Annotated in this window: 14 protein-coding genes and 1 riboswitch; of the genes, 12 read left to right on the forward strand and 2 right to left on the reverse strand. The window is 37.3% G+C overall.

What is annotated here, in order from left to right; translation table 11 throughout:
• Window positions 1–296: 296 nt before the first annotated feature.
• The 4 genes from ACLHDF_RS15400 to ACLHDF_RS15415 are packed head-to-tail and all read left to right on the forward strand — an operon-like array spanning window position 297 to window position 3,993.
• Window positions 297–983, forward strand: coding sequence for a Yip1 family protein (locus ACLHDF_RS15400; protein ID WP_413919604.1), 687 nt, complete (start codon window positions 297–299; stop codon window positions 981–983).
• Entirely contained in the window at window positions 984–2,114 is a 1,131-nt protein-coding gene (locus ACLHDF_RS15405) for an efflux RND transporter periplasmic adaptor subunit (RefSeq protein ID WP_413919605.1), read from the forward strand. It abuts the gene before it with no gap.
• Window positions 2,111–2,800: an ABC transporter ATP-binding protein gene (locus ACLHDF_RS15410; RefSeq protein ID WP_413919606.1), complete on the forward strand. Its 690-nt coding sequence runs from the start codon at window positions 2,111–2,113 to the stop codon at window positions 2,798–2,800. Before ACLHDF_RS15405 ends, ACLHDF_RS15410 begins: the two co-directional genes overlap by 4 nt.
• Window positions 2,797–3,993 (forward strand): ABC transporter permease, encoded by a 1,197-nt coding sequence (locus ACLHDF_RS15415; protein WP_413919607.1) that lies wholly within the window; start codon window positions 2,797–2,799, stop codon window positions 3,991–3,993. Before ACLHDF_RS15410 ends, ACLHDF_RS15415 begins: the two co-directional genes overlap by 4 nt.
• A 97-nt stretch (window positions 3,994–4,090) precedes the next feature.
• On the opposite strand, the gene ACLHDF_RS15420 is transcribed toward ACLHDF_RS15415, so the two are convergent.
• Window positions 4,091–5,077: a S8 family peptidase gene (locus ACLHDF_RS15420; RefSeq protein ID WP_413919608.1), complete on the reverse strand. Its 987-nt coding sequence runs from the start codon at window positions 5,075–5,077 to the stop codon at window positions 4,091–4,093.
• Window positions 5,078–5,429: 352 nt separating this feature from the next.
• Between ACLHDF_RS15420 and folP the strand changes: the two genes are divergently transcribed.
• The 3 genes from folP to ACLHDF_RS15435 all read left to right on the forward strand — a co-directional run bounded on the left by folP (window position 5,430) and on the right by ACLHDF_RS15435 (window position 7,953).
• Entirely contained in the window at window positions 5,430–6,278 is an 849-nt protein-coding gene (gene folP / locus ACLHDF_RS15425) for a dihydropteroate synthase (protein ID WP_413919609.1), read from the forward strand.
• A 119-nt stretch (window positions 6,279–6,397) separates the two neighbouring features.
• Window positions 6,398–7,531 carry a zinc-dependent alcohol dehydrogenase gene (locus tag ACLHDF_RS15430; protein ID WP_413919610.1) on the forward strand — a complete coding sequence of 378 codons (1,134 nt, stop codon included), beginning with the start codon at window positions 6,398–6,400 and terminating at the stop codon, window positions 7,529–7,531.
• Between the two features lie 227 nt (window positions 7,532–7,758).
• Window positions 7,759–7,953 (forward strand): hypothetical protein, encoded by a 195-nt coding sequence (locus ACLHDF_RS15435; RefSeq protein WP_075421262.1) that lies wholly within the window; start codon window positions 7,759–7,761, stop codon window positions 7,951–7,953.
• Between the two features lie 26 nt (window positions 7,954–7,979).
• On the opposite strand, the gene ACLHDF_RS15440 is transcribed toward ACLHDF_RS15435, so the two are convergent.
• Complete coding sequence (locus tag ACLHDF_RS15440) at window positions 7,980–8,849, reverse strand: DUF4097 domain-containing protein (protein ID WP_413919611.1); 870 nt, start codon at window positions 8,847–8,849, stop codon at window positions 7,980–7,982.
• 394 nt (window positions 8,850–9,243) lie between these two features.
• Window positions 9,244–9,345: riboswitch (purine riboswitch) on the forward strand.
• 138 nt (window positions 9,346–9,483) lie between these two features.
• Between ACLHDF_RS15440 and ACLHDF_RS15445 the strand changes: the two genes are divergently transcribed.
• From ACLHDF_RS15445 to bioA, 5 genes are all read left to right on the forward strand, one after another.
• Complete coding sequence (locus ACLHDF_RS15445; RefSeq protein WP_413919612.1) at window positions 9,484–10,677, forward strand: NupC/NupG family nucleoside CNT transporter; 1,194 nt, start codon at window positions 9,484–9,486, stop codon at window positions 10,675–10,677.
• Window positions 10,678–10,991: 314 nt separating this feature from the next.
• Window positions 10,992–12,428, forward strand: a complete 1,437-nt coding sequence (locus ACLHDF_RS15450; protein WP_413919613.1) for an amino acid permease — start codon at window positions 10,992–10,994, stop codon at window positions 12,426–12,428.
• Window positions 12,429–12,578: 150 nt separating this feature from the next.
• On the forward strand, window positions 12,579–13,157 hold the full coding sequence (locus ACLHDF_RS15455; protein WP_413919614.1) for a biotin transporter BioY: 579 nt from the start codon (window positions 12,579–12,581) through the stop codon (window positions 13,155–13,157).
• A gap of 20 nt (window positions 13,158–13,177) precedes the next feature.
• Window positions 13,178–13,900: a dethiobiotin synthase gene (gene bioD, locus ACLHDF_RS15460; RefSeq protein ID WP_413919615.1), complete on the forward strand. Its 723-nt coding sequence runs from the start codon at window positions 13,178–13,180 to the stop codon at window positions 13,898–13,900.
• A complete protein-coding gene (gene bioA / locus ACLHDF_RS15465) occupies window positions 13,881–15,254 on the forward strand; it encodes an adenosylmethionine--8-amino-7-oxononanoate transaminase (protein ID WP_413919616.1) in 1,374 nt (457 codons plus the stop codon). The genes bioD and bioA overlap by 20 nt, the downstream gene beginning before the upstream one ends.
• Window positions 15,255–15,398 lie beyond the last annotated feature (144 nt).

Below are 15,398 nucleotides of genomic sequence, written 5' to 3' on the forward strand. Positions count from 1 at the left end.
ATCATAATATACAAATTCTATTGAATGATGTCAAATAATAATTATAATATTCAGAAATTATAAGTAAGATTAATACGATAATTCAGCATCAATATATCTCTTTAATTGTTAAAAATACCATAAAAAAATATAAAATGTAAGAAAAATGTCAATTAATTTGTATAATTATGTTAGAATATTAGGTGTTTGAGAGTTTCTTAGAGAGAGTCGATTTTACTAGAAAACTTTCGAAAATGGTAAACGACCGGTCTTAAGAAGCTAATAACAGAACAGAATAAAATAAAAGGAGTTTGATTATGAGTACAGAAGTTAACGTATCTTCCGAAGTCCAAGAGAAAGGAAAGCCTTCTATCTTTGGGTTTATTACAAGTCCGGTTGTACAATTTGAGAAAATGAAAAGCAATCCGGTCATCTGGGGACCTCTTTTCCTTATCCTCATCTTAACAGCTGTAACAACGATTCTATCTGTCTATACTCCTGAGACACAAGAGGCACTGCAACAGCAAAAAGAAGCTGGCATTGAAGTGAATTCAACATTTAGTATGATTGGCGGAACCATTGGAGGAGTTATTGCAGTAGTTGCTACACTGGCATTCACAAGTTTGATTCTGTTTTTAATTGCAAAGTTAGGGGCTGGAAAAACAACTTACCGCCAAATGTTTAGTTTGAATTTGTTCGTTACGTTCATCACAGTAATCGGTCAGCTAATTAATACGGGAGTAGCTGCACTAGCACATACTTCAGCGAATGTGACTTCGTTAAATGGACTAGTTGGTGCTAAAGGTGCTATGGGAGGAGTATTTACTTCCATTGAAATCTTTTCTATCTGGGGACTTATTCTGACAGCAGTAGGACTACAAAAAGTGGCAAATTTATCAAAAGCTGCTTCTATTATTACAGTGATTATTTTATTTATCTTAGGAGCGGCTATTTCAGGAGTTGGAGGAGCTGGTTCAGAAGCGCTTAAAGGAGCAGGGTTGTAAATGAAAAAAGGAATAATTATTACAGCCGTAACAGTAATTATTGTTGCGGTTATTGGAATTAACGTGTATCGTGCACAAAGTGTAAGTGGTAAAGCAGTTGATGTTCAAGTGACAAATGTAAAAGAAAAAAAGTTAAGAAATACAGTTATGGTTCCGGGTACGTTAAAGCTTGCTGATGAGCAATATGTCTATTTTGACGCTGAAAAAGGCGAGGTTGAACGATTTCATGTCACAGAAGGATCTCATGTACAGCAGGGAACTTCTCTTTTAACATACGAAAGCGATGCACTTGATTTAGAGCAAGAACAAAATAAGCTAGAAAAAAAATCGAGTCAGCTGCAAATCGACTCAGTAAGCAAACAAATCTCAAATTTAAATAAAAAACAAAAAGAATTAGAAAAAGAAATGAGTAAGCAAGAAGCGAAAGATCAAATTGACACAGAGCGTACGCAGCTCAACCTCGATTTAGAAACGGCTAAAATTGATTTAGAACGAAACAAACTAGAAGCTAAATCGATTGCTAAAAAGGAACGTAATTTAGATGTAACGAGTGATATTAGCGGAACTGTTTTAGAAGTGGATAAAGAAGCTGTTAATAATACAAGTGAAGTTCAAAAACCGCTTATACATATTGGTAATACCGATGAATACTTAGCTACTGGCGTACTATCTGAGTATGATGCATTAAAAATTAAAATCGGTCAAGCTGTTAAAATTACATCAGATGTGCTGCCTGATAAAGAATGGTCAGGGAGCGTCAAACAAATTGACTATCTACCTCAGCAGCAGGCATCAGCAGAAGCCGGCAATGATGCGGCTAATCAATATCCAGTTGAAGTAAAAGTAGATGACCAAGATATCACGATGATTAAGCCAGGATTTAAGCTTTTGCTTGAGATTGAAACGAGCAGTAAGAAAGCTTCATCTTTGCCGATAAAAGCAGTTGTAAATGAAGACGGAGAAAAATATGTATATGTAGTGAAAGATAAAAAGGCGGTTCGTAAGGAAGTAAATGTAGGAGAAACAACAAACAAATTTATTGAAATCAAAAGTGGCGTTTCTTCTAAAGACAAAGTTATCACAAACCCTACAAAAAACTTAACTGACGGTGCGGAAGTGACGGTTCAATGATTGAGCTTGTAAATATTCATAAAAGTTATCATCTTAGCAAAGAGGAAGTACCGATTTTAAAAGATATTAATTTGAAGATTTATGATGGTGAATTCGTTGCGATTATGGGTCCTTCAGGCTCCGGTAAATCGACGCTAATGAATATTATCGGATGTTTAGACCGTGCGTCTTCAGGTTCCTATTTATTAAATGAACAAGAAATCTCCACTTACAGCGATGAGCAGCTGGCAAAAGTAAGAAACATTCATATCGGTTTTGTTTTTCAGCAATTTCAGCTATTGCCACGTTTAACAGCGGTAGAAAACGTAGAACTTCCAATGGTATACGCCGGTGTAACGCGTAAGGAAAGACGGGCGAGAGCAGAAGCTGCGCTTGAAAAAGTAGGATTGAGTGAGCGGATGAAACATTTGCCGAGCGAGCTATCAGGAGGGCAAAAGCAGCGCGTTGCTATTGCTCGTTCTATTGTTAACAATCCGACGCTTATTTTAGCAGATGAACCAACAGGAGCCCTAGATACAAAAACAAGTGCCGATATTATGGAGCAATTTTCTAAGCTGAATGCAGACGGCACAACGGTTGTAGTCATTACCCATGAACCTGAAGTGGCAGAATACACATCGCGTACAGTTATCGTTCGTGACGGTAAAGTGTTAAGTCATAGCGATAAGGAGAACGATAGCTTATGAGTTTAATAGAAAATATTCGTATGGCTCTCTCCTCGGTTCTTGCTCATAAAATGCGCTCTATTTTGACGATGCTTGGTATTATCATTGGCGTAGCGGCGGTTATTATCGTTGTCGCTATTGGTCAAGGCGGAGAACAAATGATTAAGTCAGAAATAACGGGAGCAAGCAATACAGTTGATGTTTACTATGAGCCTCCCGAAGACGAAATGCAAGCTGATGACCTTTCAATGATGGGTGAGCCCATCTTTACAGAGGATGATATTAAAGCTCTTTCGACTATTCCCGGAGTGAAGAATGTGGTGGCTTCTAGCTCAATGGGAATGGGAATAAGATATAGAGACAAGGAATCTGATACGACTGTTAATGCAATTAATGAAGGGTATATTGAGGTTAATCAGCTGGAAGTTTCCGAAGGAAGAATGTTAGACAGCTCTGACTTTTTGTCAGGTAATCGAGTAGGTGTTATCACAAGCGATATGAAAAAAGAGCTGTTTGATAAAAAAGAAGCTCTTGGACAAGTAGTATGGGTTCAAGGACAGCCTATCAAAATTATTGGGGTGACAAAAAAGCCAACGGGCTTTTTAGCATTTGAAATACCAACCATTTATATTCCGAATAATACGTATAAATCAAGCTTCGGTAAGCTCGACTACACAAACCTTAGCGTTCAAGCAAAAAGCTCTGATCAATTAAATAAAGTAGGCAATGACGCAACGGATTTGTTAAATAATTTGCATGACACGGAAGATGCTTATAAAGTGCAGAACTTAGAAGAAATAGCAGATAGCATTGGAAGTGTAACGCGTATTATGACCACAATTATTGGATCGATTGCAGGCATTTCCCTGCTTGTTGGAGGAATTGGCGTTATGAATATCATGCTGGTTTCTGTAACGGAACGTACAAGAGAAATTGGTATTCGTAAAGCACTGGGAGCATCTAAAAGACAAATTTTAACTCAGTTTTTGATTGAATCCATTACGCTTACGTTAATTGGTGGCTTGCTTGGAATTGGTCTAGGCGCAGGCGGGGCAGCTCTTGTTTCATTATTTGCTGGATGGCCATCATTAATTTCGTGGCAAGTAGTACTTGGAGGAGTGTTGTTCTCGATGACGATTGGTATTGTATTCGGTATGCTTCCTGCAAATAAAGCGGCGAAGCTAGATCCAATTGAAGCATTAAGATATGAATAAAGACATTCATTTGCATGTTTTTATTTCAAACTGACGAAAAGCTTTTCAATCAATTTTGAAAAAGCGGATCATACAACGATCCGCTTTTTCTTATTTATCACTTACTAATATTAATGCGGGCTACGTTGATAATATCGTGTATTTTTTCCACTAAATTAAGCATGAGAAATCCATTTCCTTCAGAGCTTTTTCGATATCCAAGAGGAAGCGTCCTTCTTACAAGTTGAGCATAGATTTCAGCTTCGATTAAAGAGCGTCCAAATTCTTTCTCACATAAATTAATCAATAGTGCTAAAGCTCCTGCAACGTGGGGAGTTGCCATAGAAGTTCCAGAAAGCGTAGCGTACTTACCTTCTAAATAAGTAGAGATAATATCAATGCCAGGTGCTACCAAGTCTACTTCTTCGTTAACATTGGTAAAAGGAGCTAAACTTAGGCTGCTGTCAACAGCTCCGACTTGAATGACTTCATTGTAACTTCCTGGATATGAATATTCAAAGGTTTCTTCGCGGTCATCGCCTTCGTTTCCAGCTGCAACAACGACAGAAACATCTTTATTCACAGCATTTTGAATAGCTTCGTGCAGTTCTGGAACGTCTTGTGGTCCTCCAAGTGACATGGAAATAACTCGTGCTCTTTCATTGTTAGGACCGCGCCATTCGACGGCATAGTTAATAGCGTCAATAATCCATTCGTAATTTCCGGATCCTTCACCGGTAAGTACTTTTAAGCTTAGAATTTTTGCCTTGGGTGCCACTCCTACTACCCCTTCATTATTGAGCCCAGCAGCAATGGTACCAGACACGTGAGTACCGTGCCCATTATTATCTTCAAATACGGAAGAATCTCCATTATGATCCGAAGTGAAATTTCTTCCTCCAATGATACAATCTTTTAAGTCAGGATGATTTGTGTCAACACCAGTATCAATAACTGCAATTACAATACCTTCTCCTTGATTGCTTTCTTCCCAAATAGCAGGCGCTTGAATTAAGCTTACTCCTTTAGGCGTTTCGTTTGTTGAGTCAATAATCGACTCAATGGTATAAGGAATTAATTTGACTTGTAAAGGTTGTTGAGTCATAGTCATCCTCCTTAGAATAAATTTCGTAAAAATGGAAGTTACTTAATTGTAATTCCTAACTATTGCTATAAATTAAACGTTTTTAATACGAATCCTTTCTTTTTGAATACAAAGACTCACAAAAGATGTGAAAAGAGGAAAAAAGACCCTAAAAACAAGCGTAATAGAGATTTTTAATGTTATCTGTGTATTCACTTTTAATGTTTATCTCACACTATACGAGAAAGAATCTCCAAGAAAAATCACATAGGACTGGTTACTTTTGATATAATTACGAACGGTATAACATTCTCAAAATACATGATATTTACAAATATACATCAATTTGCAAATTACGAAAGGGCTGAGGATAGTGTCAACTTTAATGTCTCAATCCGTCATCAAATGTGGAAAGTATGAACTGAACTATGCGGACCGTACGCTCATTATGGGGATTTTAAATGTAAACCCAGATTCATTTTCAGACGGTGGAAAATACTACGATGTAGATAAAGCGGTTGCTCATGCTGAGGAAATGGTAAAGCAAGGGGCAGACATCATTGATATCGGGGGAGAATCAACCCGTCCTGGTTATACAAGAATTAGCGATCAAGAAGAGATTAAACGGATTGTGCCCGTTATTTCTGAAGTGGCTAAGCGAGTAGAGGTGCCAATTTCTGTAGATACATACAAATCGGAAGTGGCCAAGCAGGCGTTAGAAGCAGGAGCACATATTATTAATGATATATGGGGGGCAAAAGCCGATCCTAAAATGGCTCAAGTTGCAGCGGACTATAATGTTCCCATTATTTTAATGCATAACCGCCATGAACCTAATTATACAAATTTGATTACAGATATGATAAGTGATTTAGAAGAAAGCATCTCCATTGCAAAAGCTGCAGGAGTTCGGGACGATCAAATTATTTTAGATCCAGGCGTTGGCTTTGGAAAAACGGCTGCGCATAATGTAGAAGCGATCCAGCATCTAGATCAGCTGACGAATATGGGCTATCCTGTGCTGCTTGCTACTTCTCGTAAAGGATTTATCGGACAAATAGTCGATGCTCCTCCTACGGAAAGAATGGAAGGAACCGCAGCTACTGTATATGCGGGGATTGCACAAGGTGTTCAAATGGTTCGAGTTCATGACGTCTTAGAAATCAAGCGCTTTGTAAAGATGGCGGATGTACTGGTAGGAAAGCATAGGTTTCAGTTTTAATAATCATTAAAGCAGCCGCGCAAGCGCTGCTTTTTTATTTTTCCTTGATTTATCCGGATAGAATACATGCCTTTAGATAAATTTAAGTAATATGAAGGTTGTAAAAATGGAGGGTGAACATGAAGGCAGTAACGTATCAAGGACCTAATCAGGTAAAAGTAGCAGAAGTGGAAGATGCTAAGTTAGAGAAGAAAGATGACATTGTCATTAAAATAACATCAACGGCTATTTGTGGTTCTGACCTGCATTTATATCAAGGAAGCATGCCATTGCCTCACGGTTATATTATTGGTCATGAACCGATGGGAATTGTGGAAGAAGTAGGACCGGATGTTACAAAAGTAAAAAAAGGAGATCGCGTTATTATTCCGTTTAACGTAGCATGCGGACAGTGCGCGTATTGCAAAGATGATTTAACGAGTCAGTGTGACAATTCTAATCCACACTATGATTCTGGGGGCTATTTTGGTTATACTGAAAAATTTGGAAATCATCCAGGAGGTCAAGCTGAATATTTGAAAGTGCCTTTTGGGAATTTTACACCGTTTGTGATTCCAGAGTCGTGTGAATTAGAAGATGAATCGCTTCTTTTTTTATCAGATGTACTTCCAACTGCTTATTGGAGTGTGGAGTATGCGGATGTTAAAAAAGGAGATACCGTTATCGTCCTCGGCTGCGGACCAGTGGGGTTAATGGCTCAAAAGTTTGCTTGGATGAAAGGTGCGAAAAGGGTTATTGCAGTAGATCATGTTTCATACCGAATGCAGCATGCAAAGAAAATGAATGCCGTAGAAACCTTTGATTTTACACAATACCCAGATATGGGGGAGCATTTAAAAGAAATCACAAAAGGCGGAGCTGATGTGGTGATTGACTGTGTAGGTATGGATGGTAAAAAGTCTCCTCTTGAATACATTGAACAAAAATTAAAACTTCAAGGTGGAACGCTCGGACCTATTCAAATTGCTACAAAAGCCGTTCGTAAATGCGGAACCGTCCAAATTACTGGAGTATACGGAAGCAACTATAACAACTTTCCGTTAGGAGCATTTTTTGCTCGAAATGTAACTCTCAAAATGGGGCAAGCTCCTGTCATTCCGGTTATGCCGAAATTATATGATCAAATTGTAAAAGAAGAATTCGATCCAAAAGAAATTATTACTCATAAAGTCGCTTTAGAAGACGCAGCTAATGCCTACAAGATCTTTAATGATCATCAAGATAACTGCATTAAAGTTATCTTAAAACCTTAACCTGTCATTTCTATTAGGTAAAGATTCCTGAGCAGTGAAGCTCGGGAATCTTTTATGTGTTTAAAGTGGAGGGGGGAAATAATTAACAATTGGATGGTTGATTTTACATAATTTAGCTCTATGATAGAAAGAGAAGATATAACGCTTTCATGTTCTGGTTAAAGTGAAAGAGATAGCATCTTGATATTCAACTCTATTGAATCACCGAAATATGGAGGAGAGAATGAATGAAATTAGCATTGCTTCTTGTCATTATTATCGGCGTTGTTGCTCTTGCAGGTACGATCAGTGCTGCAAAGAAGGTAGATGAAGATTACGGGAAATCTAAAAAGAAAAGTATAGTGAATTTATCTATTATTTATGGAGTTGTATTCATAGGGTCAATTGTAGGTGTAGCATGGTATATTGCAGTAAGACCATAAATAAAACGAACACGGAAGTGTTCGTTTTATTTTGATTCTAAGGTTAATTCTCCGCTTGAAACAGCTACATCAATAGAATATTTTCCATTTCCGTACTTTCCTTTTAATACATCCTCTGTTACGGTTGCATTGTTTAACTTAAAGTTATTGCTAATATCACCGCTGCTTACTTTTCCATTCACTTTGAAACCAGCGCTTTTGGGAAGAACCAACACCGCATCCCCAGATCCTACATCTATAGAAACAGACTCTTCTAACTTTTTAAAATCCATATAAAGATCACCAGACCCAATGCGCGCCTGAAGTTTTCCTTTATAGTTTGTTCCTTTAATTTCCCCAGATCCTACAGCAAATTTAGCTGTTTGGGTCTCAATATTATTCAGCTGTAAATCTCCAGAATTAACATCCGTACGAAGAGAGGTGCTGGTCAAGTTTGATATGCTTGCATTTCCAGATCCTACTTTAATCGAAACATCTTTCAGTTGAAGCGTGTGTTGAGGCTGTGGAGCAACTTGAAGATCTCCAGATCCTACCGAAAGTGCAAGGTTATGATGATAATCGTTAGGAATGTAAATTGTCACTTTTGTGTTTGAAAAAATAGAAAGCCATTGAAATGGACTTTTTTTATATGTGACAGCTAGGGTATCTCCATTTTGCTTTACATCCACTTTTCCTTTACCTTCTACTTTTGTTTTAATATCTTGACGTTCCTGCGGAACGACCGTTGTACTAATGCTTGGAGAATCAATTTGAATATGCTGAATATCACTTGATAACGCCGCTTCAGACTTGGACGTCTTGAATGAACGTAAAGACCAAGAAGAAGGTGCAAACGCAGTAGAAAAGAGTACTGCCGTACTACCTATTACTAAAATAAAAGTCAATATTTTTTTCACGTGATAACCCGCTTTCTACATAAATTAATTTTGTTTCTTCTACCATAAAGTGTAAATTGGGAAGATGTTAAATTCAACGAACAACAGGATTATTTTTTTCTACGTCTCAAGTCGTAAAAAATGTAAAAAGAAACGTTCATTTTGAGGAATTAAATGAAAAGGAATAAGGTACTCAAGCATATTCATCAAAAAATCAATTTTATTACTTCAAAAATAGGAAAATAATTGAGTTGAAAGGATGACTAAATTTACTTTTTTTGTTTTATTATGTTATACATAGTTCAAAAGAAGTGATAAATAAATAGAATTTTCATACCAATTTTATTATTCCGAAAAACTTTTAAAGTGTTGATTATTAAAAAAATAAAGGGTAGAATTTGTTCATATCAATTGAATACAGCTAAGATTACGATCTTGTATATTATCAGTAATATGGTCTGATAGTCTCTACCTAGTAACCGTAAAAAACTAGACTACAAGAAAGTTTGGATATAAGCAGTAAAAAGAAGGGCGTATTCTCATAGATACAGTCTTCTTTCAAAGCTCTTATTTTTCATACTTTCTGTTATTGTCAGAATTTATGAAAAGTAAGAGCTTTTTTTGTTTTTTAAATACACACCTGGGAGTGGCTTGCATGTACTTTTTATTAAATTTATTAGGCGTTTTTGTAGTAATGGGTGTTGTCTTTTTATGTTCTCCTAAAAAGAAAGAAATAAAGTGGCGTCCGATTGCTTCACTGCTAGTCGTTGAAGTCCTCATTACTTGGTTTATGTTAGGAACCTCAATCGGAACATGGGTCATTAATAAAATTGCTTCGTTCTTTACATGGCTGATTTCCTGTGCCAACGATGGAATTGCCTTTGCGTTTCCATCTGTAATGGGAAATGAAACGGTTGACTTTTTCTTCAGCGCATTACTACCTATCATCTTTGTCGTAACGTTTTTTGATATTTTATCTTACTTTGGTATTTTAACGTGGATTATTGATAAAGTAGGCTGGGTCATTTCAAAAGTTTCTCGCTTACCTAAATTAGAAAGCTTTTTCGCTATTCAAATGATGTTCTTAGGAAACACGGAAGCATTAGCTGTTATTCGTAACCAACTTTCCGTGTTAAAAGACAACCGTTTGCTTACGTTTGGAATTATGAGTATGAGCAGTATTAGCGGATCTATTATCGGTGCTTATTTAACAATGGTTCCCGCTACGTACGTGTTTACTGCAATTCCACTGAACTGTTTAAATGCGCTTATTTTTGTGAGCTTATTGAATCCAGTTCATGTTACAAAAGAAGAAGATATGATTTATGTACCGCCAAAGTCGGAGAAAAAAGACTTTTTCTCTACAATTTCAAACAGTATGCTAGTCGGAATGAACATGGTTATTGTTATTTTAGCGATGGTTATTGGGTATGTAGCTCTTACATCTGCGCTTAACGGTATTTTAGGTGTTATTGTAGACGGCTTGACTGTACAAAAGATTTTCTCTTATATCTTTAGTCCATTTGCTTTCTTACTAGGGCTAACAGGACATGATGCAATGTACGTAGCTCAGCTGATGGGTATCAAGTTAGCAACAAATGAATTTGTGGCGATGATGGATTTGAAGAAAAATCTAGATACACTTCCACCGCATACGATTGCAGTTGCTACAACATTCTTAACATCTTTTGCTAACTTCAGTACAGTGGGTATGATTTATGGAACGTATAATTCTACGTTGTCAGAAGGTAAATCAACGATTATTGGAAAAAACGTGTGGAAACTGCTTGTGAGCGGTATCGCTGTTTCTTTATTAAGTGCTATGATCGTTGGATTGTTTGTTTGGTAAAAAGTGAAAAAGCTGTGCTTTCGAAGACGAAGGCACAGCTTTTTTCTTGTTTTATCATCTATATTATTTGCAGAAAAACGGTCATGAATATCGACAGTAAAGGGAAATCATACTATTCAAGAAAAATTCATTTTACTTTTGCAGAAAAACATTTTAAATCTAGTGAGCATTATGTTAAGATTACAAAAGGCTGTTTTATTTAAATTTAGAATACCGCATAAATATGTAAGTAAATATGCATAGAAAACAAAGGTTTATTAATTTTTTCTAGGTAATATCTCGTGATAAATAGGTTGAAAGGAAATGTCGTTAACATGATAGAAGGACAACAGCAAACAAATCAATTGAAAAAGACGATGAAAAGCAGACATTTGTTTATGATTTCGCTCGGTGGTGTTATCGGTACAGGTTTCTTTTTAGGGACAGGATACACGATTAGCCAAGCCGGAGCGATTGGAGCTATCCTTTCGTTTATCGTAGGTGGCTTTATTATGTACTTAACAATGCTTTGCTTAGGGGAACTTGCAGTAGCAATGCCAGTTTCCGGTTCGTTTCAGACATATACAACAAAGTTTATTGGTCCGGGCGTTGGTTTCGCTTTTGGATGGTTATATTGGTTGGGCTGGGCTGTAACGGTTGCATTAGAATTTTTGTCAGCCGGTCAGCTTATGCAAAGATGGTTTCCTGATTCTCCTGTATGGATCTGGTGTGCTATATTTGCGCTTTTATTATTTTCATTAAATGCACTGTCAGCGAAAGCGTTTGGTGAAGCGGAGTTTTGGTTTGCCAGCATTAAAGTGTTAGCTATTATTTTATTTATCGTACTTGGTGGAGCTGCTATGTTTGGTTTTCTTCCATTAAGCAATGGAGACAACGCGCCGTTTTTCTCTAACTATACGTCTCACGGCGTGTTCCCTCACGGAATTAGTGCCGTGTTGATTACGATGATTACCGTTAACTTCTCATTCCAAGGTACAGAACTTATTGGTGTAGCTGCTGGGGAAAGTGAAAAACCAGACAAGACTGTACCAAGAGCAATTAAACAAACTGTATGGAGAACGCTTGTATTTTTTGTATTAGCTGTAGCTGTCTTAGCGGGTATGATTCCGCTTGAAAAAGCAGGCGTAGTTGAAAGTCCATTTGTTGTTGTATTCGATCAAATTGGTATCCCATACGCAGCGGATATTATGAACTTTGTTATCTTAACGGCACTGCTATCTGTAGCTAACTCAGGTCTTTATGCAGCAACGCGTATGCTGTATTCATTATCAAAAGATAACATGGCAAGTTCAGCTTTCATGAAAGTAAACAAACGCGGTGTGCCGATGAATGCGCTGCTTTTAACATTAGGTATTGCGCTTTTATCCTTACTTTCAGGATTTTTTGCTCAAGAAACAGTATTTGTATGGCTCATTTCTGCAGCGGGATTAGGTGCACAAATCGGTTGGATTACGATCGCTGCATCACTGCTTGCATTTAGAAAAAGATATATAAATCAGGGAGGGCAAATCGAGGATTTAAAATTTAAAGTCCCTCTTTACCCGGTACTACCTTTAATTGCATTAGTATTAAATACAATTGTATTGGGAAGCATGGCATTTGATGCAGAACAGCGAATGGCACTGTATGTCGGTATTCCACTAGCGCTGCTGTTTTATGCTTATTATCATGCACGTGTAAAAAAGAAAGTTGATTTATCTATCAGCCGTCAAGAAGTACAGCTTAAAGATGATAAAAAAGTAATTTTATAAAAGCAAAAAAGACGCAAAAGCCAGGGGGCTGACCCCAGCTTTTTGCGTCTTTTTTTATAATCAATTTGTTAACTTTGTTTAAAAATAAGTTGACAAATAAAAAGAGATTATTGCAAACTTAAAGCAATGAAAAGAGAAAGGAGGGTGAATATGAGAGCGAGAACAATGGCATATATTTCGTTATTTGCAGCTTTAACAGCTATCGGTGCATTTATAAAAATTCCTATTCCCTACATACCGTTTACTCTTCAAATTGTTCCTGTATATTTAGCCGGAGCGCTGCTAGGACCGCGTTTAGGCTTGTATAGTCAGCTATGCTACATAGGTATTGGATTGATTGGTGTTCCGGTTTTTGCAGAAGGAGGAGGCTTAGGGTATATCTTCAAACCAACATTTGGCTATTTAATGGGCTATGCTGCAGGTGCATTTATGAACGGCTATCTTATTCAAAAATATAACCTAAAGAAACCTTTCGCTGTCTTTTTGGCTAACTTATCTACGTTAGTTATTGTGTACACATTCGGATGTGTCTGGCTTTACGGAGCAATGAAATGGATAATTGAAAAGCCTCTTTCGCTGAGTGATACACTTCTTTTCGGAGCAGTTTTGCCAATGCCTGGAGACCTTTTATTATGTGTTCTATGTTCAATGCTGATTCACCGAATACAGCCCCAATTTAGTCGTTTTTCATCAAAGCGAGTTAATAAAGCAGGAGTGATCAAGACATAGAAAAAAGGAGAGAAGAGAAAATGGGCAAAGCTTATTTTATTACGGGAACCGGAACTGATATTGGCAAAACACTGGTGACAAGCATTTTGTACAAATTACTTTGTCGTATGGGAATAAAAACGACAATTTGCAAACCATTTCAAACCGGCTACCAAGACGAAATTGGAGGTTATCCAGATATTCACTGGTTTGAAACAAGAATCGGAGTAGCAAATACAGGTATTTATCAGTTAAAGCCCGAGACGTCTCCTCATTTAGCTATTGCATTAAGTAAAAAGCAGGTAGAACCTTCCAAAGTATTAAAACGTATTGACGAATTAAAAAAGCGGTTTGATGTTGTGCTCGTGGAAGGAGCGGGTGGCCTTGCTGTACCTTTAATTGAAGAGAAAACAACGTTTTATATGACAAAAGATTTGATTATAGATGCACAAATGCCGGTTATTGCTGTTGGAACAACAGGACTAGGAGCTATTCACGATGCGCTTTCTACCTTTTCATATGCAAGTGAGCATCATCTTAAAATCAAAGGACTCATTTTTAATCGTTTTAATCACAGCAGTATTATTCATAAAGACAATGTTCGAACGATTGAAAAGCTTCTTCAAGTACGATCTTTAATAACCGTTCCTGTATTCAAACATATCGACGAAGAATTAGATGCATATATTGAGAAAATAATGAGGCAAAACAATGTCATTCAACATATTCAGGAGGTGTTTGACTGTGCCGTATCAAAAAGCTGAGCTGGAAAAATGGGATAAAGAATATGTATGGCATCCGTTTACACAAATGAAGGCTTATCGTCAATCAAATCCCCTTATCATTGAAAGAGGAGAGGGCAGCTATTTGTATGATGTAGAGGGAAACAAATATTTAGATGGATACGCTTCGCTATGGGTGAACGTACATGGCCATAATGATCCGGAATTAAATACAGCTTTACATATACAAGTAGAAAAATTAGCACATTCTACGCTGCTTGGATCTGCCAATGTTCCATCCATTTTGTTAGCCAAAAAGCTAGCGGAAATTACCCCTGGAAGCTTATCGAAAGTCTTCTATTCTGATACGGGATCCGCTGCTGTCGAAATTGCGTTAAAAATTGCCTATCAATACTGGCAAAATCTTGACTCCGTAAAGTACAGAAACAAAAGTAAATTTATATCACTTGATGAGGCATATCACGGAGATACAATCGGGGCAGTCAGTGTGGGAGGCATGGATTTATTTCATCGAATCTTTAAGCCCTTGTTGTTTGAACGAATTCCCACACCTTCTCCCTATACCTACCGCATGGAAGGATTCGAAACGGAAGAGAAAGCTTCAGCTCACTGTATTCAACGGCTAGAGAAGCTATTACAGAACCAAGGAGAAGAAGTAGCCGGCTTGATTATTGAACCGCTTGTGCAAGGAGCAGCGGGTATTATTACACATCCTCCTGGTTTTTTAAAACAAGTGGAGCGTCTGTGCAAAGCTTACGGCGTATTGCTTATTTGTGACGAAGTAGCCGTGGGATTTGGACGAACAGGAACGCTGTTTGCATGTGAACAAGAAGGTGTGATACCGGATATCATGTGTGTAGGAAAAGGGATAACAGGAGGATATATGCCGCTTGCTGCTACGTTAACGAGCGGGAAGATATTTAATGCTTTTTTAGCTCATCCGGATGAAAATAAAACGTTTTTTCATGGTCATACGTATACGGGAAATCAATTGGCCTGCGCAGTAGCGCTTAAAAATATTGAACTGATAGAAGAGAGAGAGTTAATCCATAGTATAAAAGAAAAGGAAAAAGTTTTTAAACACTATCTATTAAAGCTTTACGAGCTACCTAATGTAGGAGACGTTAGACAAAGAGGCTTAATGGCAGGAATCGAAATTGTGAAAGACCGTCAAACAAAATCTGTTTTTGAAGATAAAAAAGTGATCGGAGACGTTATTTTAGCCGCTCGCCAAAAAGGTTTAATTATTAGGGAGCTAGGGCCTGTGATTACAATGATGCCTATTCTTTCAATGACGAATGAAGAGTTAAAAAGAATGGTTGAAATTGTATACGAATCCATTAAAGAAGTAATCGCATGCTATAAAGTGAGCTAAATAAAAAGAGGCTGGGATAAAAGTATTTTATTTAGTTGAAGGAAGATCCGAACGATGAATCGTTCGGATCTTTTCATTGTTATGGTGAACATGGATTTAATCTATTTAGTTGCTTCTAGCTGTTGATTGGATTGATTTCGTTAT

Source organism: Priestia megaterium, from assembly GCF_046599315.1.
In the GTDB taxonomy this organism is placed as follows: domain Bacteria; phylum Bacillota; class Bacilli; order Bacillales; family Bacillaceae_H; genus Priestia; species Priestia megaterium_F.